Source organism: Streptomyces sp. NPDC051976 (assembly GCF_040680795.1).
Lineage (GTDB): Bacteria > Actinomycetota > Actinomycetes > Streptomycetales > Streptomycetaceae > Actinacidiphila.
The window spans coordinates 1-20446 of sequence record NZ_JBFAXL010000033.1 but is presented as its reverse complement, the minus strand read 5'-3'; the positions used below and the strand labels follow the sequence as shown (position 1 = coordinate 20446).

At 72.5% G+C, this 20446-nt stretch carries 15 protein-coding genes and 1 pseudogene; 10 read left to right on the top strand and 6 right to left on the bottom strand.

What is annotated here, in order from left to right; all coding sequences use genetic code 11:
* Positions 1-28: 28 nt before the first annotated feature.
* Positions 29-1507: a PLP-dependent aminotransferase family protein gene (locus AB0M29_RS27905; protein ID WP_365387377.1), complete on the bottom strand. Its 1479-nt coding sequence runs from the start codon at positions 1505-1507 to the stop codon at positions 29-31.
* A gap of 81 nt (positions 1508-1588) precedes the next feature.
* Between AB0M29_RS27905 and AB0M29_RS27900 the strand changes: the two genes are divergently transcribed.
* From AB0M29_RS27900 to AB0M29_RS27885, 4 genes are all read left to right on the top strand, one after another.
* Positions 1589-2377: a metallophosphoesterase gene (locus AB0M29_RS27900; RefSeq protein WP_365387374.1), complete on the top strand. Its 789-nt coding sequence runs from the start codon at positions 1589-1591 to the stop codon at positions 2375-2377.
* A 107-nt stretch (positions 2378-2484) separates the two neighbouring features.
* On the top strand, positions 2485-4110 hold the full coding sequence (locus AB0M29_RS27895) for an APC family permease (RefSeq protein ID WP_365387372.1): 1626 nt from the start codon (positions 2485-2487) through the stop codon (positions 4108-4110).
* Positions 4111-4141: 31 nt separating this feature from the next.
* Positions 4142-5344: a saccharopine dehydrogenase NADP-binding domain-containing protein gene (locus tag AB0M29_RS27890; protein WP_365387369.1), complete on the top strand. Its 1203-nt coding sequence runs from the start codon at positions 4142-4144 to the stop codon at positions 5342-5344.
* A gap of 66 nt (positions 5345-5410) precedes the next feature.
* The gene (locus AB0M29_RS27885) at positions 5411-6604 is read left to right on the top strand and encodes a glycoside hydrolase family 88 protein (protein WP_365387367.1); all 1194 of its coding nucleotides are present in this window, start codon (positions 5411-5413) and stop codon (positions 6602-6604) included.
* A gap of 263 nt (positions 6605-6867) precedes the next feature.
* Here AB0M29_RS27885 and AB0M29_RS27880 read toward each other — a convergent pair whose 3' ends face one another.
* Positions 6868-9771: an AAA family ATPase gene (locus AB0M29_RS27880; protein ID WP_365387366.1), complete on the bottom strand. Its 2904-nt coding sequence runs from the start codon at positions 9769-9771 to the stop codon at positions 6868-6870.
* A 473-nt stretch (positions 9772-10244) separates the two neighbouring features.
* Between AB0M29_RS27880 and AB0M29_RS27875 the strand changes: the two genes are divergently transcribed.
* From AB0M29_RS27875 to AB0M29_RS27865, 3 genes are all read left to right on the top strand, one after another.
* On the top strand, positions 10245-11498 hold the full coding sequence (locus tag AB0M29_RS27875) for a hypothetical protein (protein WP_365387363.1): 1254 nt from the start codon (positions 10245-10247) through the stop codon (positions 11496-11498).
* A complete protein-coding gene (locus AB0M29_RS27870; protein ID WP_365387361.1) occupies positions 11495-13732 on the top strand; it encodes a tetratricopeptide repeat protein in 2238 nt (745 codons plus the stop codon). The genes AB0M29_RS27875 and AB0M29_RS27870 overlap by 4 nt, the downstream gene beginning before the upstream one ends.
* A gap of 104 nt (positions 13733-13836) precedes the next feature.
* Positions 13837-14295: a flavin reductase family protein gene (locus AB0M29_RS27865; protein WP_365387547.1), complete on the top strand. Its 459-nt coding sequence runs from the start codon at positions 13837-13839 to the stop codon at positions 14293-14295.
* Between the two features lie 22 nt (positions 14296-14317).
* Here the strand turns inward: AB0M29_RS27865 and AB0M29_RS27860 are convergent, their stop codons facing one another.
* A complete protein-coding gene (locus tag AB0M29_RS27860) occupies positions 14318-15070 on the bottom strand; it encodes a VOC family protein (RefSeq protein WP_365387359.1) in 753 nt (250 codons plus the stop codon).
* A gap of 13 nt (positions 15071-15083) precedes the next feature.
* Positions 15084-15974 (bottom strand): bifunctional helix-turn-helix transcriptional regulator/GNAT family N-acetyltransferase, encoded by an 891-nt coding sequence (locus tag AB0M29_RS27855; protein ID WP_365387357.1) that lies wholly within the window; start codon positions 15972-15974, stop codon positions 15084-15086.
* Between the two features lie 194 nt (positions 15975-16168).
* On the opposite strand from AB0M29_RS27855, the gene AB0M29_RS27850 reads away from it, so the two are divergent.
* The gene (locus tag AB0M29_RS27850; protein WP_365387545.1) at positions 16169-17572 is read left to right on the top strand and encodes a DUF2252 domain-containing protein; all 1404 of its coding nucleotides are present in this window, start codon (positions 16169-16171) and stop codon (positions 17570-17572) included.
* Between the two features lie 99 nt (positions 17573-17671).
* On the opposite strand, the gene AB0M29_RS27845 is transcribed toward AB0M29_RS27850, so the two are convergent.
* Together AB0M29_RS27845 and AB0M29_RS27840 are read right to left on the bottom strand one after the other, a co-directional pair.
* Positions 17672-18088, bottom strand: coding sequence for a PIN domain nuclease (locus AB0M29_RS27845; protein WP_365387355.1), 417 nt, complete (start codon positions 18086-18088; stop codon positions 17672-17674).
* Complete coding sequence (locus AB0M29_RS27840) at positions 18085-18309, bottom strand: type II toxin-antitoxin system VapB family antitoxin (protein ID WP_365387353.1); 225 nt, start codon at positions 18307-18309, stop codon at positions 18085-18087. The genes AB0M29_RS27845 and AB0M29_RS27840 overlap by 4 nt, the downstream gene beginning before the upstream one ends.
* A gap of 211 nt (positions 18310-18520) precedes the next feature.
* Between AB0M29_RS27840 and AB0M29_RS27835 the strand changes: the two genes are divergently transcribed.
* Together AB0M29_RS27835 and AB0M29_RS27830 are read left to right on the top strand one after the other, a co-directional pair.
* On the top strand, positions 18521-20134 hold the full coding sequence (locus AB0M29_RS27835) for an FG-GAP-like repeat-containing protein (protein WP_365387350.1): 1614 nt from the start codon (positions 18521-18523) through the stop codon (positions 20132-20134).
* 235 nt (positions 20135-20369) lie between these two features.
* Positions 20370-20446, top strand: a pseudogene (locus tag AB0M29_RS27830) (glucosamine-6-phosphate deaminase); the annotation flags it as partial.

Sequence of the window (20446 nt, the reverse complement as noted above, 5' to 3'; positions counted from 1 at the left end):
CCCCTTCGGGGCACCTCCGCAGCGCGCTTCAGGGCAGGGGGTGGGAGAGGGCCGCCGAGAGGGCGGTGAGGGCGGCCGGGTAGGCGGAGTCGGTGGGGGCGGCGAAGCCGATGAGGAGGCCGCCGGGGCGGGCGGCGTCCGCGGGGTGCGGCTCCGGCGAACCCCCCTCGGTGCGGGCCGCATGGCCATGCCGCAGCTCTGACAGGCCGCGCAGCGCGACGCCGTGGCGGGCGCACTCCGCGAGGACGGCCGCTTCCGGGGGGCCGCCGGCGGGGAGGGTGGCGAGGACGTAGAGGCCGGCGGGGGTGCCCTGGACGGTGAGGGTGGGGGGAAGGCGGCGGAGCAGGAGTTCGCGGCGGCGGCGGTAGCGGAGGCGGCCCGCGCGGATGTGCCGGTCGTAGTCGTGGCGGGCCAGGACGTCCGCCAGGACGAGCTGGCTGAGCGTCTGGGTGTGCACGTCGGCGTGGAACTTGGCGGTCACCAGCGGCTCCACCAGGTGCGGCGGCAGGGCCATCCACGCCAGCCGCCAGCCGGGCCCGAGGGTCTTGGAGGCCGAGCCGCAGTACACCACCCGGTCCGGGTCGATGGCCTGGAGCGCGCCCACCGGCTGCCGGTCGTACCTGTACTCGCCGTCGTAGTCGTCCTCGATGACCAGCGCGTCCCGGCCGCGCGCCCATGCGGTGAGCGCCTGCCGCCGTGCGGGGTGCAGCGGGACGCCGGTCGGGTACTGGTGCGCGGGCGTGACCAGGACCGCGCCCGCGCCGCCGGAGGCCAGGGTGTCGACGCGGGCGCCGTGCCGGTCCACGGGCAGCGGCAGCACCCGCAGTCCCGCGCGCAGCACCGCCTCGCGGTGGCCGTTGTGCCCGGGGTCCTCCAGGGCGATCGCGGTGGTTCCCGCGTCGGCGAGGGTACGGGCCAGCAGGCCGAGGGACTGGTGGAAGCCGGTGGTGATCACGATACGGTCGGCGGTGGTGCGTACGCCTCTGGCCCGCCCGAGGTAGTCGGCGAGCGCCGCGCGCAGGGCGGGGTGGCCCTGCGGGTCGCCGAGTTCCTGCACCTCGGCGGCCCGGTCGGTCAGCACCCTGCGGGTCGAGCGCAGCCAGGCGCGGACCGGGAAGGCGCCCGGGTCCGGGGTGTTGGGGCGCAGGTCGTGCCGCGGCCGGGACACGGCGGCGGGTGGGCGTACGGTGCCCGGCGCGTCGGGGGCGCGGGCCGGACCCGCCACCGTGGTGGCCGCTCCCGGCCGGGTCACCAGATAGCCCTCGGCGGCCAGTTGGTCGTAGGCCGCGGTCACCGTCCCACGGGACAGCCCGAGTTCGGCCGCCAGCGAGCGGGTGGAGGGCAGCGTGGCGCCCGGAGCGAGGCGCCCGCCCTGGACGGCCTCGCGCAGCGCCCGCTCCAGACCGGCGCGCCGGCCGCCGCCGGTGTCGACCTCCAGATGGAGATCCGCCCCGGCCGCCCCGGCGATCTCGGCCGCCTCCCCCGAACTGGTCCACTCTTCTGCCACGGCACTGGATCTTAATCCTGGTCCGGTCGCCCCGTAGCGTCGCCGTACACCCACCTGGCCCCGTATCCAAGGAGCGGATTCGTGCTCGTCCTCGCGCACCTCAGTGACACCCACCTCGACGGCACCGTGGCCGTCGCCGATCGGGCGCGGGCGGCGATGCGGTATCTGGAGGCGCTGCCGTACGACCTCGACGCGGTGCTGGTCACCGGCGACATCGCCGATCATGGCCTGCCGGAGGAGTACGAGGAGGCCCGGGAGATCCTCGCCTCCCGGCATCCGGTACTGGTCTGCCCGGGCAACCATGACGTGCGGGCGGCGTTCCGCGAGGTGCTGCTGAAGGGCGTACCGGTCGCGGGCGGTCCCGACGACCCGGTGAACCAGGTGCACCGCACCCCGAACGGCGTCATCGCGCTGTGCGACTCCTCGATCCCCGGCCGGGACGACGGGCTGCTCGACGACGGGACGCTGGCCTGGCTGGCCGATGTCCTGGCCGAAACGCCCGACGACCTGCCCGTACTGGTCGCCTTCCACCACCCGCCCGCCACGCTGCACGCCCCGCCGGTCGACGGGATCCGCCAGTTCGGCGCGGACCGGCTGGCCGAGCTGGTCGGCCGCCATCCGCGGGTGGCGGCGCTGCTCTGCGGCCACGCGCACACCGGGGCCGCCACCACCTTCGCCGGCCGCCCGCTGCTGGTCGCCCCCGGGATCAAGTCGACCGTGCTGCTGCCCTGGGAGTACGGGGCCGGGGACGGCTCCGGTGGCGCTCCCGGCCCCGAGGTCTACGTCGACCTGCGGCTGCCGCCCGCGCTGGCCTTCCATGTGCTGGACGACTCCGGCCGCCTCACCACGCACTTCCGCGTGCTCGCCTGACCGGGGGCCCGCCGCCCGGGTTGCGGCCGATTGAAAGGGGGAGTTAATTCGAAGGGGAAAAGAGCCATGCACGTACGAGTCATGCGCCTTTTCGACCGGAGGCCGTCATGGGCACTGCCGCAGTTCCCTCGGAGCGCACTCCGTCACCGGGAACCGGACCGACGGAAAAAGGACTCAAGGGTGGCGCCCTCGGGCTGTTCTCCAGCGTCGTGATCGGCCTGGCGTCGACCGCACCGGCGTACAGCCTCGCGGCGACCCTCGGGTTCATCGTCGCCATCGTGACGTTCCAGTCGCCGATCATCATCATCTTGTCGTTCATCCCGATGCTGCTGATCGCTTACGGCTACAAGGAGCTGAACACCGCCGACCCGGACTGCGGCACCACCTTCACCTGGGGGTCGCGCGCGTTCGGGCCGCGTACCGGCTGGATGGGCGGCTGGGGCATCGTGGCCGCCGACATCATCGTGATGGCGAACCTGGCGCAGATCGCGGGCCAGTACGGCTTCCAGCTCGTGGGCGCGGACGGGCTCGCCACCAACACGTTCTGGGTGACGTTCGTCGGCGTCGTCTGGATCGCGGTCATGACCCTGATCTGCTACATCGGCATCGAGATCTCGGCGAACCTGCAGAAGGTGCTGCTGACCATCGAGGTCGCGATGCTGCTGGTGCTCTCGATCACCGCGCTGGTGAAGGTCTACGGCGGTACGGCGCCGGGCGTGTCGTCCGAGGTGCAGTGGTCGTGGTTCAACCCGTTCCACATCGACTCGCTGGACTCGCTGACCAAGGGCATCCTCCTGGGCATCTTCATCTACTGGGGCTGGGACACCGCGGTGTCGGTCAACGAGGAGACCAGCGACCGCAGCCGCACACCGGGGCGCGCGGCGGTGATCTCCACCGTCCTGCTGCTGATGATCTACCTCGTGGTCACCGTCTCCGCGCAGGCGTTCGCCGGTACGGGCGACAAGGGCATCGGCCTCGCCAACCCCGACAACTCCGGCGACGTGCTGTCCAGTCTCGGTAAGGAGGTCTTCGGCAGCGGCGGCTGGGGCACGACCGCCACGAAACTGCTGATCCTCATGGTGCTGACCTCGGCCGCGGCGTCCACGCAGACCACGATCCTGCCGACGGCCCGCACCACGCTGTCGATGGCGTCCTTCAAGGCGATCCCCACCCGGTTCGCCCGGATCCACCCGCGCTTCCTCACCCCGACCTGGTCCACGGTCGGCATGGGCCTGGCCTCGATCGCGTTCTATGTGCTGCTCACCAAGTTCAGCGGGAACATCCTGGCGGACTCCATCGGCTCGGTGGGCCTGATGATCGCCTTCTACTACGGCCTCACCGGTTTCGCCTGCGTCTGGTACTACCGCAAGGTACTGCGCCGCAGTCCACGTGACCTGTGGACGAAGGGCATCATGCCGGGGCTCGGCGGCCTGCTGCTGCTGTTCTTCTTCCTGGACGCCTGCAAGGTCTACGCGGCGGCCGACTACGGCTCCACCTCGTGGACGCTTCCGTTCCCGCCGCACTGGCACCTCGGCGGCGTCTTCGTCACCGGCATCGGCGCGCTGCTGACCGGCGCGGTGCTGATGATCATCTACCGGGTGATGCGCCCGGCGTTCTTCCGCCACGAGACCATCCCGGTCTCCAAGTACGAGCCCGGACAGGCCCCGCTGGAGGGGACACCGGAACCGGGACAGCCGCAGGGGCCGGGGCAGCCCCCGACGGGGGCCCCGTAGCGCCGGGTAGCGCCCGGAGGAGGTGGCCAGGATGCGGATTCTGCTGGTCGGCGCCGGAGGCGTCGGCGGAGCCGTCGTGAGGATCGCGGCCCGCCGCGGCTTCTTCGAGCGGTTGGTGGTCGCCGACTACGATCCGCGGCGCGCCGAGGCCGCGGTCGCCGCCGCGGCCGACTCCCGCTTCACCGCCGCCCGGGTCGACGCCTCGCACGAGGCCGACGTCACCGCGCTGCTCGCCGAGCACCGCTGCGACGTGCTGCTCAACGCCACCGACCCGCGTTTCGTGATGCCGCTGTTCCGCGCGGCGCTGTCGGCCGGCGCCCACTACCTGGACATGGCGATGTCCCTGTCCCAGCCGCATCCGGAGCGCCCGTACGCCGAGTGCGGGGTCAAACTCGGCGACGAGCAGTTCGCGCTGGCCGACCAGTGGCAGGACAGCGGGCGGCTGGCGCTGGTCGGCATGGGCGTGGAACCCGGCCTGTCGGATGTCTTCGCCCGCTACGCCGCCGACGAACTCTTCGACGACATCGAGGAGATCGGGGTGCGCGACGGCGCCGACCTGGTGGTCGAGGGCATGGCCTTCGCGCCGACCTTCTCCATCTGGACGATGATCGAGGAGTGCCTGAACCCGCCGGTGGTCTACGAGTCGGACCGCCAGTGGTTCACCACGGAGCCGTTCAGCGAGCCGGAGGTCTTCGACTTCCCCGCCGGGATCGGGCCGTTGGAGTGCGTGAACGTGGAGCACGAGGAAGTGCTGCTGATGCCGCGCTGGTTGAAGGCCGGGCGGGTCACCTTCAAGTACGGTCTGGGCACCGAGACGATCGAGACCCTCAAGACGCTGCACCGGCTCGGCCTGGACGGCACCGAACCGGTCCGGGTGGGCGGCACCTCGGTCGCGCCGCGTGACGTGGTGGCGGCCTGCCTGCCCGACCCGGCGGGACTGGGCGACCGGATGACCGGCAGCACCTGCGCCGGGACGTGGGTGAAGGGCACCAAGGACGGCGCCGCCCGCGAGGTGTACCTCTACCACGTGGTCGACAACCAGTGGTCGATGCGCGAGTACGGCGCCCAGGCGGTCGTCTGGCAGACCGCGGTCAACCCGGTGGTCGCGATGGAACTGCTCGCCAACGGCGGCTGGTCGGGCACCGGCGTCCTCGGCCCCGAGGCCCTGCCGCCACTGCCCTTCCTCGACCTGCTCACCGCGTACGGCTCCCCGTGGGGGCTGCGCGAGCACTGACGCGGACGGTAGCCTGCTCCGGCAAGGTCAGGTCTAGTCCACGTACCACAGTCCTGGGAGCAGTTCATGGATGTGGATCCGCGCCATGCCGAAGGTCTGAACCGCCGTCACTTCCTGAGCGGGGCGCTGCTGGCGGGTGGCGCGCTCGCCGCCGGGGCCGTCGCGGCACCCCGCGCCGCGGCCGCCGCGGCGCCCGGGGCAGGCGCCCCCAGCGCCGTACTGCCGTCGCGGGCCGCCGTCCTCACCACGCTGCGGCTGGTCAACGACCACTGGATCGGGGCGCACTCCGACCCGGGCAACAACCAGTGGGCGCGGGCGACGTACTTCAGCGGGAACATGGCCGCCTACCGGGCGACCGGCGAGCCGCGCTACCTCGCCTACGCCCGCACCTGGGGCGAGAAGAACGGCTACGGGCTCAACGGCGGTGTCGCCACCCGCTTCGCCGACAACCACACTGCGGGGCAGGCGTACTTCGACCTCTACGACATCGACCGCGACCCGGCCTACGTGGCGGACATCGTGGAGTCGCTGCGCCGGATGACGCACGGGACCAACACCTCGAACAGCGACTGGACCTGGGTCGACGCGCTGCACATGGCGATGCCGAACTTCGTCCGGGTGGCCGCGTACCTGAACGACCCGGCCTATCTGGACAAGCTCTGGTCGCTGTACTCCTTCACCAAGCACAGCGTGGCGGGCGGCGGACTGTACGACTACACCGACGAGTTGTGGTTCCGCGACGCCAACTACGTCTGGCCGAACGGCTCCGCCGCGCACTCGCCGAACGGCGCCAAGGTCTACTGGTCGCGCGGGAACGGCTGGGCGTTCGCCGCGCACGCCAAGGTGCTGGGGCTGCTGCCGCCGGGCGACAACCGCTGGCCGGAGTACCGCTACAACCCGCCGGGGCTGAGCCGGGCGCTGCTGACCCGGCAGCGCGCCGACGGCTTCTGGAACGTCAACCTCGCCGACCCGCTGCAGCACCCGGGCCCGGAGACCAGCGGGACCGCGCTGTTCACCTTCGGCCTGGCCTACGCGATCAGGACCGGCCTGATCAGCAGGACGACGTATCTGCCGGTGCTGGCCCGCGCGTACAACGGCATGGTGGCCACCGCGGTGCACCCCGACGGCCTGCTCGGCTACGTCCAGAACGTGGGCCAGGACCCGGAGTCGAGCCAGCCCGTCACGTACAACTCCACCGCCGACTTCGGCGTGGGGGCCTTTCTGCTGGCCGCCGCGGAGGTCGCCACACTGGCGGGCTGACCTGAGCCGGGCACGAAAGAAGGCGTCGGCCGCCACGGGGGAGTGCGGCCGACGCCGGTTTACCGCGATCCGAGTCAGGGCATCCCGGATCGCGAGTTTATGGTGTCAATTCATCGGGTGATTGCGCGAAAAAAATGGCAAATACACATAATTACGCAGATCACCACTGGCGACACGTCCGATCATAGCGGATAACCGGTTCCGGAATCCACCCCACCTCACCAGCAACTCCCGCTATCGGGCGCCGCTTTGGTGGTGTCCTGTCACACCGTGCCCGGCATGACGTCACCGCTGTCGGGCGGCGGGGACGGCGGCGCCGGCTCCCACGACCAGGCAAGTCCCGTACGCGCCCGGACCAGCGCGGCCTCCGTGCGGTTGCGGACGCCGAGCTTGCCCAGGATGTGCGAGACATGCACCGCGACGGTGCGGTCACTGATGTAGAGGGAGCGGGCGATCTGCCGGTTGCTCTCACCGTTGGAGAGGTGGGCGAGGACCTGGGACTCGCGCTCGGTCAGGTCGAAGCGGGCGTGCGCGGCCATCGCGCGGTCGCCGGGGCCGAGTTCGCGGGGACGGAGTTCACTGGGGCCGAGCTCGCGGGTCAGCCTGCTGCGAGCCGCCAGCTCCTCCGCGTGCCGCAGCAGCGGGGCCGCCGCGAGCGGGGCGGCCAGACTCACACAGGCCGCCAGCGCCCGCACCGCCTGCGCCCGCCGCCCCGCCCTGATCGCGGTCTCGGCCTCCCGCAGCCGCGCGTACGCCTCCCGGTACGGCTGGTCGGCGGCCTGCCACGCGTCCGCGACCGCCCGCCAGGTCGTCCGGTCGTCCGTCCCCTCGCCCCGCGCGTGCTCGGCGGCGGTCAGCGCACCGAAGGCGGCGACCACCGGCTCGTCGGCGTGCCGCCCGGCGATGGCCCCGGCCCGCCCGGCGCAGGCGTCCGCGGCCCCGTCCCATCCCGCCGGCAGGCCGCGCGGCCTGATCCGCCCCGGCAGCAGCGCCAGGTCGGCCGCCACCCGGCTGCCGTCGGCGAGCAGCCGGATCTCCTCCTCGGCGAGCGCCCCCTCGCCGACCGCCGAGAGCCCCCGCAGCACATGGTCCGCGGCCCTGGTCAACTCCCCCGCACCGAGCGCATGTTCGGCCAGGCACGCCTGCACCGGGCCGATCAGCCGCGGGTCGTCGGGGGACTCGGCCAGGACGCCGGTCAGCTCGGTGACCCGCCGCTCCTCCCCCCGGGCCACGGCCAACTCCAGTTGCAGCAGGTGCAGATAGCGGGTGATGTGCGCGGTCGAGGCGCCGACCAGCTCCGACAGCAACTGGTCGGCCTCGGCCCACTGGCCGGTGGCGACCAGCACCGCGGCGGTGTTGAAGTCGAGCACGGCGGTCAGCGGGGGCGGGGCGCCCAGTTCGCTCGCCGCCCGGCGTCCGTCCCGGGCCACTTCGCGCGCCTCGGCGAAGCGGCCCGCCGTACAGAGCAGGTACATGTGGTTGCCGGCGGCGCGCAGCACGTCCTCGACGGCCCCGGTGCGCCGCGCCAGGTCGCGGGCGGCGCGCAGCGCGTAGAGCCCGGAGTCCAGGTCGCCGCGCTGCGCCCGGATGACGCCGAGCGTGGTGAGCGCGTGGGCGTGCTCGGCGACCGCGCCGACCTGTTCGGCGACCAGCAGCGCCCGGTCGGTCAGCGCCAGCGCCGCGTCGGTGTCGCCGATCAGCATCCGGCCGTCGGCCGCGGCGGCCAGCACCCGGGCCCGCAGCGGCGACGGCGGAGCGCCGTCGAGCAGCCCCACCGCCTGCTCGGTGGCCTCCATCGCGCCGCGCGGGTTGCCCGACTCCCACAGGTAGCGGCCCAGGCGTTCGAGCAGCCGGGCCCGGTCGTCGGGGCCGCGGGCGCCGTCGGCGGCCAGCGCGCGGGCGATGTACTCGGTGGCCCGGCCGGGCTCCCCCGCGTAACTGGCCGCCCGCGCCGCCTCCTCCCACACCGCCGCGCCCTTGTCGGGCAGCCACTGCGCCAGATCGGCGACCTGCGCGTACAGCCGGTCCGCCTCGGGGTAGGCGCGGGCCGCGACCGCCAGGCGGGCCGCGGTGAGGGCGGTCTGCGCGGCCTTGTCGGGGCAGGCGGCCAGATGCCAGTGCCTGGCCAGGCACGCCGGGTCGGACCCTTTGCGTGCGGCGAGCGCGGCGGCGTAACTGCGGTGCAGGCGGCGGCGTTCGCCGGGCAGCAGGTCGGCGTAGAGGATCTGCCGGATCAGGCCGTGCGGCAGCGCGTACCCGTCGTCGGTGGCGACCAGCAGCCGGTGGGCGACCGCCTCGCGCAGCGCCGCCAGCAGGTCGGCCTCGGGTAACGACACGGTGGCGGCGAGGAGTTCGTGCGGCATCCCGCCGTCCGTGACCGAGATCAGGTCGAGCACCTCGCGGACGGCGGCGTCCACACCGCTCACCCTGGCCAGCACCACCTCGGCGATCGAGACCGGCGGCCAGTGCCGGCCCGCGCGGACCAACTCCTGTGCGTAGAGCGGGTTCCCCTCGGCCGCCGAGACGGTCGCGGCCACATCGGCGTCGGCCGCGTCGGCGGACAGCATCGCGGTGACGAGTTCGGCGACCTCGGCGTCGGCGAGCCGGGCCAGCCGCAGCCGGGTCACGCGCGGACATCGCACCAGCTCGGCGAACCAGCGCCGGGCGGCGGCGCTCAGCTCCTCCTCGCGCATCGTGGCGACCACCAGCACCCGCTGGCCGCGCAGCCGTACCGCGAGGAAGGCCAGCAGATCGCGGGTGGAGGTGTCGGCCCAGTGCAGGTCCTCCAGGACCAGGACCAGCGGGGAGCGCGCCGACAGGTCGGACAGCAGGGTGAGCATCCGCTCGAACAGCCGCTGCCGCGGGGCGGGCGACCGAGCGCTGCCGCCGTCGGCGAAGAGATACTCGGCCCGGTCGCGCAGCGCCGCCACGAACGGCCCGTAGGCCAAGGTGGTGCCGCTCAGCGGAACCGACTCCCCGATCCGCACGTGCCCGGGGCCCTCGGTGCCCACCAGCACCGCCAACTCCTCCACCAGCCGGGTCTTTCCGATGCCCGCCTCGCCGGTGATCAGCAGCAGCTGCGCCTGGCCGTCCACCGCGCGTACGTACGTGTCCGCCGCGGTCGCGCGCTCAACGGTTCGTCCGACAAAGGGCGCTGACTTAGTCATGTGCGCAGTGTGTGCACACGACTGCGGTGTGTCGACGGTTCGCGGTGGCAGGTAGTCACCGCGCCGAAAGGAAAACGAGCCCTATGTGCCTCGTACGAAAAATCAACGCAGGCGAATCGGTACAGATGGATGCGCCGCGATGTGGTCACAAAACGTATGGAGACGAGTACATCTAGTCAATTCTCACCGATGTGCGTACGTCATGTTGTCGACGTGCGCGGCCCTTCCCGCCACGCAGACTTGGCCGCGTTCGGCCCGGCACCTCGTGCCGGTGACGCCCATCCGACGGGACCGGGAGGAGGGACCCCCATGAAGAAGATGTCGATCCGGAAGGCCGGCACCATCCGCCTCACCAGCGCCGCGTACTACTGCTGCTCCGCCCTCTAGGAACACGTCCCAGCCGGAGCCGGGCTCTGTGCACTCACAGGGAGCCCGGCTCCGGCCACATCTCGCGCAGAGAGGCACTCCCCCGCATGACCGTGACCTCTTCGGACGGCACCCCGACAGCGGCTCCGGACACCACGGTCCGGCTGCACCGGCTCACGATGATCGCCGAGGACGACGGGGTGATGGTCGGCCGCCCGGACATCGCCTCCTACGCGGTCTTCCCCGAGGAGGGCGCCGAGGCCCTGCGCATGCTGGACTCGGGGGTGCCGCTCTCCGGGGTCGCGGCCTGGTACGAGCGGACCTGCGGTGAGCCCCTCGACGTGGAGGACTTCCTCGAGGTGCTCCAGGACCTCCAATTCGTGCGCGAGGACTCCGGCGACGGCTCGGGTGACGGCACCGGCGACGGTCCGGGCGACGGGGCCGCGACGGTGCGCTGGCAGCGGCTGGGCGGCTGGATCTTCTCCTGGCCCGCCTGGCTGTGCTACGCCGCGCTGCTGGCCGCCGCGGCGGTGGCGATGGCGCGGGACAGCACGCTGCGCCCCTCGTACCACGACGTGTTCTTCACCGACCATCTCTCGCTGATCCCGATCACCCTGACGGTGGTGCAGATCCCCTGCATCCTGCTGCACGAGGGCTTCCACGCGCTCTCCGGGCGCCGCCTGGGCCTGCCCTCGACGCTCACCATCAGCCGGCGGCTGTACTACCTGGTCGCCGAGACCCGGCTGGACTCGCTCTTCAGCGTGGAGCGCCGCCGCCGCTACCTTCCGTTCCTCGCCGGGATCCTGGCCGACGCCGTACTGGTCTCCGGGCTCACCCTGCTGGCGGTCGCGCTGCGCGGCCACGGCCTCCCCTCGTGGGTGCCCGCCCTGATGCTGGCCATCTCCTTCACCTGTGTGATGCGGCTGCTGTGGCAGTTCATGTTCTACCTGGAGACGGACCTCTACTACGTCCTCACCAACGCCCTGCGCTGCTCCGACCTGCAGAACGCCGCCCGCTTCCACATCCGTACGCGGTTCCGCCGGCTGACCCGCCGGCCGCCGCCGGTGGCCGACACCGAGTGGTCGGAGCGCGACACCGCGATGGCGCGCTGGTACGCGCCGCTGCTGGTGGTCGGTTACGGGTTCTCGCTCGGCAGCCTGCTGTGGGCCGGGATTCCGACCACCGTGCACTTCTGGTCGCAGATCAACGACCGGTTCAGGGACTCGGGGACCGCGACGAGCGGCGTGCTCGACGCGGTGAGCTTCGTAGGTCTGACGGCCCTTCAGTTCGGTCTGCTGCTCTACGTCACCCTGCGGGACCGGCGCGCCCGCAAGAACCCAACCCAAGGAGCACTGTCATGACCTCCTCCCCGCCGAGGCACAGCTGGGCCGTCGCCACCACCGGCACCGCGGCAGCCGAGGGCCTGCCCGTGTCGCCGGAACCCGACATCGATGTGCGGTGCCACCGCCGGTTGCGCGGGCCCTACACCGGAGGCGGGGCCCTGCTGCGCGCCGTGGTACCCGAACTGAGCGGCGCGCACGACGCGTTGATCGAGCGGCGGGCGATCGAGGTCATCGCCCTCGCGCCGGACCTGACGCCGCTGGTCCCGATCGCACCGCAGACCCTGACCGCGCTGGCGAGCCGCGCCGAACGCACCCGCTTCTACTCGGTGACCCGCACCCTGCGGGTCTCCCACGGCGTCGCGGAACTGCTGATGGACTGGGCCCGCGCGCTGCACCCGGGCGGGACCGTCATCAGGTTCCGCGAGCTGGACGACGCCGACCCCACCGACCGCGAGCTGGTCGCGGTGCTGCTGCGCCGCTGCGACCCGGCCGTCCTCACCGTCGTGGTGGAGTCCGACGGCTCGGGCGACGACGAACTCGGCCGTGCCTTGCGCGCCTACGCCGACCGCGCCGCGATGCCGGGCGCGGACCCCGAGCCCGCTGCGGACGCCGACCTCGCGCAGTTCTTCCTCGACTCCGACGGTACGAGCAGGTCCCCGGCCGCCCAGCGCGCCTACGCCGAACTGCCCGCGGACGAGCGGGCCCGCCGCCACAGCGCCCGCGCGGCGCTGCTGGCCGAGCGGGCGCGGCCGGGTGAGTCGCTCGGCGCGCGCCTCTACCACCTGGAGCGCGGCACCGACCGGGCCGCCGCGGGCACCGCCCTCGTCGACGCCTGCGAGTCCTGCTTCGACAACGGCTACTACGAGGCCGCGATGGAGATCGCGCACCGCGGGCGGGCGTTCTTCGGCGACGAGCGGCCCAAGCCGTACTGGAACCTCACCAACAAGATCGGCGCCTGCCTGTCCTACCTGCGCCGCGGCGAGGAGGGCTTCCCGTACTTCGCCGAACTGCGCTCGGGCAACACCGAGCCCGAGATCCACATGAACAGCTGCTACATGATGGCGATGCTCTACACCCGCCACCTCCCCAAGGGCATGCACGACGAGACGCGGGCGCTGGAGTGGGTCAACACCGCCATCGCGATCGCCGACTGGAACCCCGACCCGCACCGCAGGGTCTTCGTCGGCGCCTTCATGCGCAATGCCAAGGCGCTGGTCGAACTCCACCGCGGCGACCTCGGCGCCGCCCTGACCCTGGTCAACGACGGCATCGCCATGACGGACGCCGACCTCGGCGCGGACGAGCAGCTGCTGCACCGCTCGGTGCTGCTCTACAACCGCGCGCAGATCCTGGCCGCGCTCGGTGACCACGCCGGCTCGCTGGCCGACTACGACCTGGTCATCAGCCGCGACCCCGACTACGGCGACTACTACTTCGAGCGGGCCGGCGGCCGGCGCGCCAACGGGCAGTTCACCGAGGCGCTCGCCGACTACGCCGAGGCGATCCGGCTCAGCCCGCCCTTCCACGAGGCGCACTTCAACCGGGCCGACCTGCTGCGGGAGCTGGGCGACGAGGAGGCGGCGCTGCGCGACCTGGACTACGCGGTGATCCTCGACCCGAGCCATGTGGACACCCTGGTCAACCGCGCCGACCTGCTCATGGCACTGGGCGAGGCCGACCGGGCCCGCGCCGACGTGGAGACCGGCCTGGCCCTGGACCCGAAGAACGCCGGGCTGCTGTGCGCCCGGGGCACGCTGCTCGCCGAGGCCGAGGACATCGACGCCGCCTTCTCCTCCTTCACCGCCGCCCTGGAGTCCGACCCGTCCTTCCTCGCCGCCTGGGTGAACCGCGCCGTCCTCGCCTACTCCGCGGGCCGCCTGACCCAGGCCGTCGACGACCTCGACCGCGCCCTCGACCTGGAGGACGACCCGGTGCTGCACGCCAACCGGGCGCTGGCACTGCACGACCTCGGCGAGCACGAACGGGCGCTCGCCGACCTCGACATCGCGGTGCCGGTCCTCGCCGACGAGGACCCCGACCTGCTCTACCGGCGCGGCGCCAGCCGCCACGCCCTGGCCGACACCGCGGGAGCGCGCGCGGACTGGAGCGCGCACCTGGCGGCGTACGGCCCGGACGAGCCCTCGCCCTTCGCCGACGAGATCGCCCGGCTGGCCGGGGACCTGACCGGGGGGCCCACGGCGGTGGGTGCCGGAGCAGGGGTCGGGGCCGGGGATCCGGAGAGCGCGGCGTGACGGCGATCACCTCCGCCTCGCGGGCGTACGACGACGAGCAGGCCGCTGCTCCCGCGGACGGCGACGCGCCCGCGGGCGTGGGGCCCGGCCTGTTCCGCTCGGTGATGCGCCACCACGCCAAGGGGGTGGCCGTCATCACCGCGGGCGAGGACACCCCCGTCGGCTTCTGCGCCACCTCGCTCACCTCGGTGTCGCTCGACCCGCCGCTGGTCTCCTTCACCGTCGGCCTGCGCGCCGCGTCCTGGCCGACCGTGGAGGCCGCCCGGCATGTGATGGTCCACCTGCTGGCCGACGGCCAGGAGGAGATCGCCCGCCGGTTCGCCCGCGCGGGGGCGCCGAAGTTCGGCCCCGCCACGCCCTGGCACCGCGGCACCTTCGGGCTGCCCGTGCTGGACGACGTCCTGGCCTCGCTGGTCGTCGCTCTCGTCCGGGTGCTCCCGGTGGGTGATCACGCCCTGGTCATCGGCCGGGTGGTGGAAGCGGACCACACCCCGCACGGCAGGCCCCTGGTCCACCATGACGGCGCCTTCGTCCAGTTGACGGCGCCGCCGCCCGGCGGGTGAACCAGGATCGGTGAACCCCGGGTCAGTGCGCGGACCCGGGGTTCGCCACGCCGAACTCGTTTCCCTCGGGGTCGGTCAGCGGCCCCAGCGGCCCGCCGCCGGGTGCGGACACCGCGCCCGCGGCCGTCAACCGGGCGGTCTCGGCGGCCAGTTCACCGTCGGCACCGGCGCTGGGCGCCAACCGCAGCGACCAGCGGTTCCGGCCCTTCTTGGGTGTGGCGGGCGGCCCCATGACCAGCACCGGGACGGTCCCCGCGGGAGAGCGCAGCACGAACCCCCACTCCCCCTCGGCCGCGACCGCCCAGCCCGTCGCCGCCGTCCAGAAGCGGCGCTGCACGACCGGATCGGCGGCGTCCTGGCAGATCGCGGCCAGTCCCCGTACCGCGTCGTCGACATGGTCCGCGTGCCCGAGCGGGAGCACGCAGAACTCGTTTCCCTCCGGGTCGGCGAGGACGTCCCACGCCACGTCGCCCTGGCCGATGTCCGCGGGCACCGCGCCCAGCGCGAGCAGCCGCCGTACCTCCGCCGCCTGGTCGGTGCCTCCGGCGAGGTCGAGATGCAGCCGGTTCTTCCCCGCCTTCGGCCGCTCGGAGGCCACGAAGACCAGCGCCAGGCCACCGCCCCCGGCCGGTCGTACGACCACCTCGGCGCCCGGACGCCCGGGCTCCCCCGCGTCCTCGGGGACGACCCGCCACTCCAGTGCCTCGGCCCAGAACCGGGCCAGCCCCTGGACGTCCCTCGCCTCGACCACCACCGCGCTCAGTGTCGTCGCCATGGTCCCCATCGTCTCAGCCGGCGAGTCTCCGCTCGAACCAATGGTCCGCGTACCGCTCGTCGTTGAACGCCTCGACCTCGACGAACCCCGCGCTCTCGTAGAGGCGTCTGGCCTCCGCCAGCGTGCCGTTCGTCTCCAGCCGCAGGGTCCACATCCCGCGGGCGGCCGCTTCCTCCGCGAGGCGTTCGAGGATGCGGCGGCCCAGGCCGAGCCCGCGCACGTCCGGGGACGCCCACATCCGCTTCACCTCCGCGATCCGCGTCTCGGGGTGCAGCTTCAGCGCCCCGCACCCCATCGGAGAGCCGTGCGCGCTCGCCACCAGGAGCAGGCCCTTGGGCAGGGTCATCTCCTCGTCGCTCGCGGGGATGCTGCGGGCCGGGTCGAATCCGGTGGCGAACCGCCGTCCCAGCTCCTCGACGTAGGAGCGCAGGCAGTACCGGGCCTCGGGGCTCCGTGGGTCCGTGATCTCGATCCGCACCTGGGAGGCCAGCAGCAGCCGTCCGACCTCCGTCATCGCCGCCACCAGCCGCCCGCGCTGGCTCTCGGTGAGCGGAGCGAGGATCGACTCCGCCAGTTCGTCCGAGGCGCGGTCCAGCACCGCCCGCTCCTTGTCCCCGGCCTCGGTCAGCCGTACCTTCCGCACCCGCCCGTCGCCCGCGTGCGGGTCCGTGGTGACCAGGCCGTCGGACTCCAGCTGCCGAAGCTGCCGGCTCACATACCCGGAGTCCAGGCCCAGCCGCGAGCGAAGAACGCGCACCTCGGTTCCGTCCGGCCCGACCTCCCACAGCAGCCGCGAGAGCCCCAGCGACCGGTGCCGCGACAGATACTCGTCGTCCAGCGCGCCGACGCGCTGCGTGACCGCGCGGTTGAATCCGCGCACGACATCGATCTGCTCGCGTTCCATTCTCTGACCATAGTCAGAGAAATTCGGATTGTGAAGCTGCCGGTCGGCGTCCGCCGTGCCAAGCTGGAATCGCGGGCCTGTGATCGGCCATGTCCGCCGGTCAATGGCGCCCACCTCTCTGGGAGGAGCCAGCGATGACCACGACAGCTCGGCAGGGGCCGCAACACGCGAAGGTCGCGCCCACCGCGTACGAGATGCTGGCGGACGAACTGCGGCACCGTTCCGTCGCGGAGCGCGCCGCCCGCGGCAAGGCGCTGCGCAAGGCCGTACCCCGTTCCAGCCACGCCGCGTACGCGCCGGCGCCGCACCGCACCGACCCGGTGGACGTCATCGAGGCGCAGTCGGCGACCCGCGTGCCGGAACTGGTCCCGATCCGCTACGGGAGGATGTCCGAGTCGCCGTTCCGCTTCTACCGCGGCGCCGCGGCCATCATGGCCATGGACCTGGCCACCACCCCGGCCTCCGGCATCCGCGCCCAACTGTGCGGCGACGCCCACCTGTTGAACTTCCGGCTGCTGGCCTCGCCCGAGCGCCGCCTGATGTTCGACATCAACGACTTCGACGAGACGCTGCCCGGGCCGTGGGAGTGGGACCTCAAGCGGCTCACCACCAGCCTGGTCATCGCGTCCCGCGCGAACGGCCTCAGCACCAAGATGCGCGCCGCGATCGTTCGGGCCACCGTACGGTCGTACCGCGAGCACATGCGGCAGTTCGCCGACATGGGCAACCTCCCCGTCTGGTACGCCCAGTTCGACGACGCGTGGGTGAGAGCGCAGTTCGGCGCGAAGGCGTCCGCACGAGGCCGCAAGAAGTGGACGAAGGCCACGGCGAAGGCCCGTAGCCGCGACAGCCTCCAGGCGTTCGAGAAGCTCACCGAGGTCGTCGACGGCCGCCGCCGCCTCGCCGCCGACCCGCCCCTGGTCACACCGCTGCGCGACCTGCTGCCCGACGCGGAACGCGGGATGCTCGAAGACGGCCTCAAGCGGCTGCTCGACAGCTACTCCCGGACCCTGCAGTCCGACCGGCGCCATCTGCTGGACCAGTACCAGGTGGCCGGAATCGCCCGGAAGGTGGTCGGCGTCGGCAGCGTCGGCACCCGCTGCTGGATCATGCTGCTGCTCGGCCGCGACGACCAGGACCCGCTGCTGCTCCAGGCCAAGGAGGCCGACGAGTCCGTGCTGGCCCGCTACGCCGGTGCCTCCGGCTACGCCACCCAGGGCGAACGCGTCGTCGCCGGACAGCGCCTCATGCAGGCCACCAGCGACATCTTCCTCGGCTGGGAGCGCGTCGACGGCATCGACGGCCACCGCCGCGACTTCTACATCCGCCAACTGCGCGACTGGAAGGGCATCGCCGCGCCCGAGACCATGCGCCCCGAGGGCCTGCACACCTTCGGCGAACTCTGCGGCGCCACCCTCGCCCGCGCCCACGCCCGCTCCACCGACCGCATCGCCCTCTCCGCCTACCTCGGCACCAGCGACTCCCTCGACCGCGCCCTCACCCACTTCGCCGAGTCCTACGCCGACCAGAACGAGGCCGACCACCAGGCCCTGGTGGACGCGATCCGCTCGGGGAGGGTGAAGGCGGAGGCGGCCTGAGCGTACGGCTGACCGGCCTTGCCGGAGCCATCGGCACCAGCCCGTACCAGACGTACTGGACGCACCGGATCGCTGGGGAGTGTCACCTCGCGGGCGTCTTCAGTCAGCGGTTCCCGCCGGGACGACCCAGCGCATCGGCTGGCCGGTCACGCCTGCGATCATGTCGAAGTCGCCGTCGTAGTGCAGGACCACCGCGTCGCTCCGCTCCGCTGTCGCGGCGATGATCAGGTCCGAAACGGACAGTGCCTTCCAGTTCCCGGCCACAATGAGGCGCGCCTGCACGTCCAGCGCGCGGTCCCACGCCTCATCGGGCGTGGGCAGCCAGTCGAAGCCCCGCATCTCGTCGCGGATGCGCTCCGCGTCCGCCTTCGACCGGGCACTGTGCAGCACTTCGAGTTCGACGGCCCCGCACACGGCCAGCTGTCCGGCATTGTGCAGCGGCTCGATCACGGCTCGAACGTTCGGCTTGGGATAGCGGGCGAGGGCGGACTTGTCGATCAGGTACCGGTCGCTCATGCGGCGTGATGGGGGTTGTCCGTACCCTCGGCGGGCTCGACGGGCCCCGTGAGGTCCGGCAGACCGCCCTCCGCCAGCCAGTCCAGGAACGACGCGCGCTTGCGGCGTTTGATCGCATCCGCCAGGGCAGCGTTCACCGTGGCGACCTTCGTTGTCGTTCCGAAGATCTCCGCGGCCTCGGCCAGCATCTCGTCGTCGACGTCAATGAGAGTGCGCGCCATACGTTCCTCCTGCGACCGGTGAGGCCGTGTCGTCACTACGCGGCATGATATCAAAAACGTCGGTGGACGATATCATCACCGGGTGATTGACGTGTTCGCGTCGACGGGCTTAGCTTCGGAGGGCGCTCTCGCACCTCTGATCCGATTGTGGCTGACAACGATGTCAGGTAGGTCTCGCACGGCACCTGCCCCCCGAGCCCAGGGAGAGTCCATGAGTGAGCAGTTACGCCCGTCGGCGCGGGTCGCGTCGCGCAGGTCGGTGGCCGGGTGGGGCCGGTGGGTCCGGGCGGGGGTGGTGGGGGTGGCGGTCGCGCTCGGGTTGGGGTGGCTGCCGACGGACGCGACCGGGGTGGCCGCGGCGGCGCCGCTCGGGGCGCCGGTGCTGCGGGTGATGCCGCTCGGGGACTCGATCACGTGGGGCGTCGGGAGCGCCACGACCTCCTCGTACCGGGCGCCGCTGTGGAATCTGACGACGGGTCAGTCGCGGTACGCGGTGCGGTTCGTGGGCTCGCAGGCGTCCGGGACGCTGCCCGACCCGTCGAACGAGGGGCACAGCGGTTACGTCATCCAGCAGATCCGGGACGGCGTGGACGGCTGGCTGGCCGGGGCCCGGCCGGACGTCGTACTGCTGCACATCGGCGTCAACGACCTGGACCGGAACATCGACACCGCTCACGCCCCCGACCGCTTCGCCGACCTGATCGACCGCGTCTTCGCCGACCGCCCCGGGATCACCGTCCTCGCGATGGGCGTCATCCCGACCTCGCCGGGCCTGGAGTCCGCGGCGGCCGCGTACAACGCGCGGATCAAGGCGCTGGCCGGCCCCGAGCAGCAGGCGGGCAAGAAGTTCCGGTACGTCGAGCCGCCGGCGCTCACCTCGGCCGAAATGGTCGACCACCTGCACCCGAACGACGCGGGCTATCTGCGGATGGCCCAGGCGTTCTACCCCGCCCTCGACCAGGCGTTCACCGACCACTGGGTGACCGGCGGCCGGGCGCTCGGGGCGGGCACCGAGTCGGGCACCACCGGCCCGGTCCGCTGGGGCGACTTCGACGGTGACGGCCGCGCCGACTATCTGACGGTCGCCTCCAGCGGCGCCGTGTCCGTCTGGCTGAACCGCGGCGGCGACGGCCACGGCGGCTGGCAGCCGTACGGCCAGGTCACCACCGGCCAGACCACCGACGGCAGCCGGGTCCGCCTCGCCGATTTCGACGGCGACGGCCGCGTCGACTACCTCCTGCTCGGTACGAACGGCGCCGTGTCCGTCTGGCTCAACCGCGGCGGCGACGGCCACGGCGGATGGCAGCCGCTCGGCCAGATCGCGACCGGTCTGACCAGCGACGCGACCCATGTGCGATTCGCCGACTTCGACGGTGACGGGCGGACGGACTACGTCCTGCTCGCCGCAGGCGGCGCCGTCTCGGTCTGGCTCAACCACGGCGGCGACGGCCACGGCGGCTGGCAGCCGCTCGGCCAGGTCGCCACCGGCACGACCAGCGACGCGACCCACGTACGCTTCGCCGACCTCGACGCGGACGGCCGCGCCGACTACAGCGCGATCCAGCCGGACGGCGCCGTGCAGTCGTACCTCAACCGCGGCGGCGACAGCGGCGGTGGCTGGGTGCAGTACGGCCAGACGGCAACGGGTCTGACCACCGACGCCGGCCGGGTCTCCTTCGCGGACTTCACCGGTGACGGCAACGCCGACTACATCCTCCTCGACCCCACCGACAACGCCGCCACCGTCTACGCGTGGAACGGCGGCGACGGGCACGGGAGCTGGATCGGTCTCGGGCAGGTGGCGGGCGGGGTGCCGGTCGGCTGAGCGCCGCTTTCCGTCGTCCCCTCCCCCGGGTGACCCGGCGGCCGACCCCGGCTGCCGGGTCACTGGTGTGTTCGGGGTGTCCGGGGTGTCCGGGGTGTCCGGGGTGTCCGGCGAGTGCCGCGCGGGCCGGAACCCCTTGACACGGCTCGGGTCCGCTCGTCACCATCACTTTGATAGGAAAGTTTCCTAATAGACGTCCTCATGAGACGTACTCGCTCAGATCGGCAGGCCCAGCGTGGAAGTAGTCATCGTCCCGGACGCCACCACCGGCGGCGCACTCATCGCCGAGGCCATGGCCGCACTCCTACGACG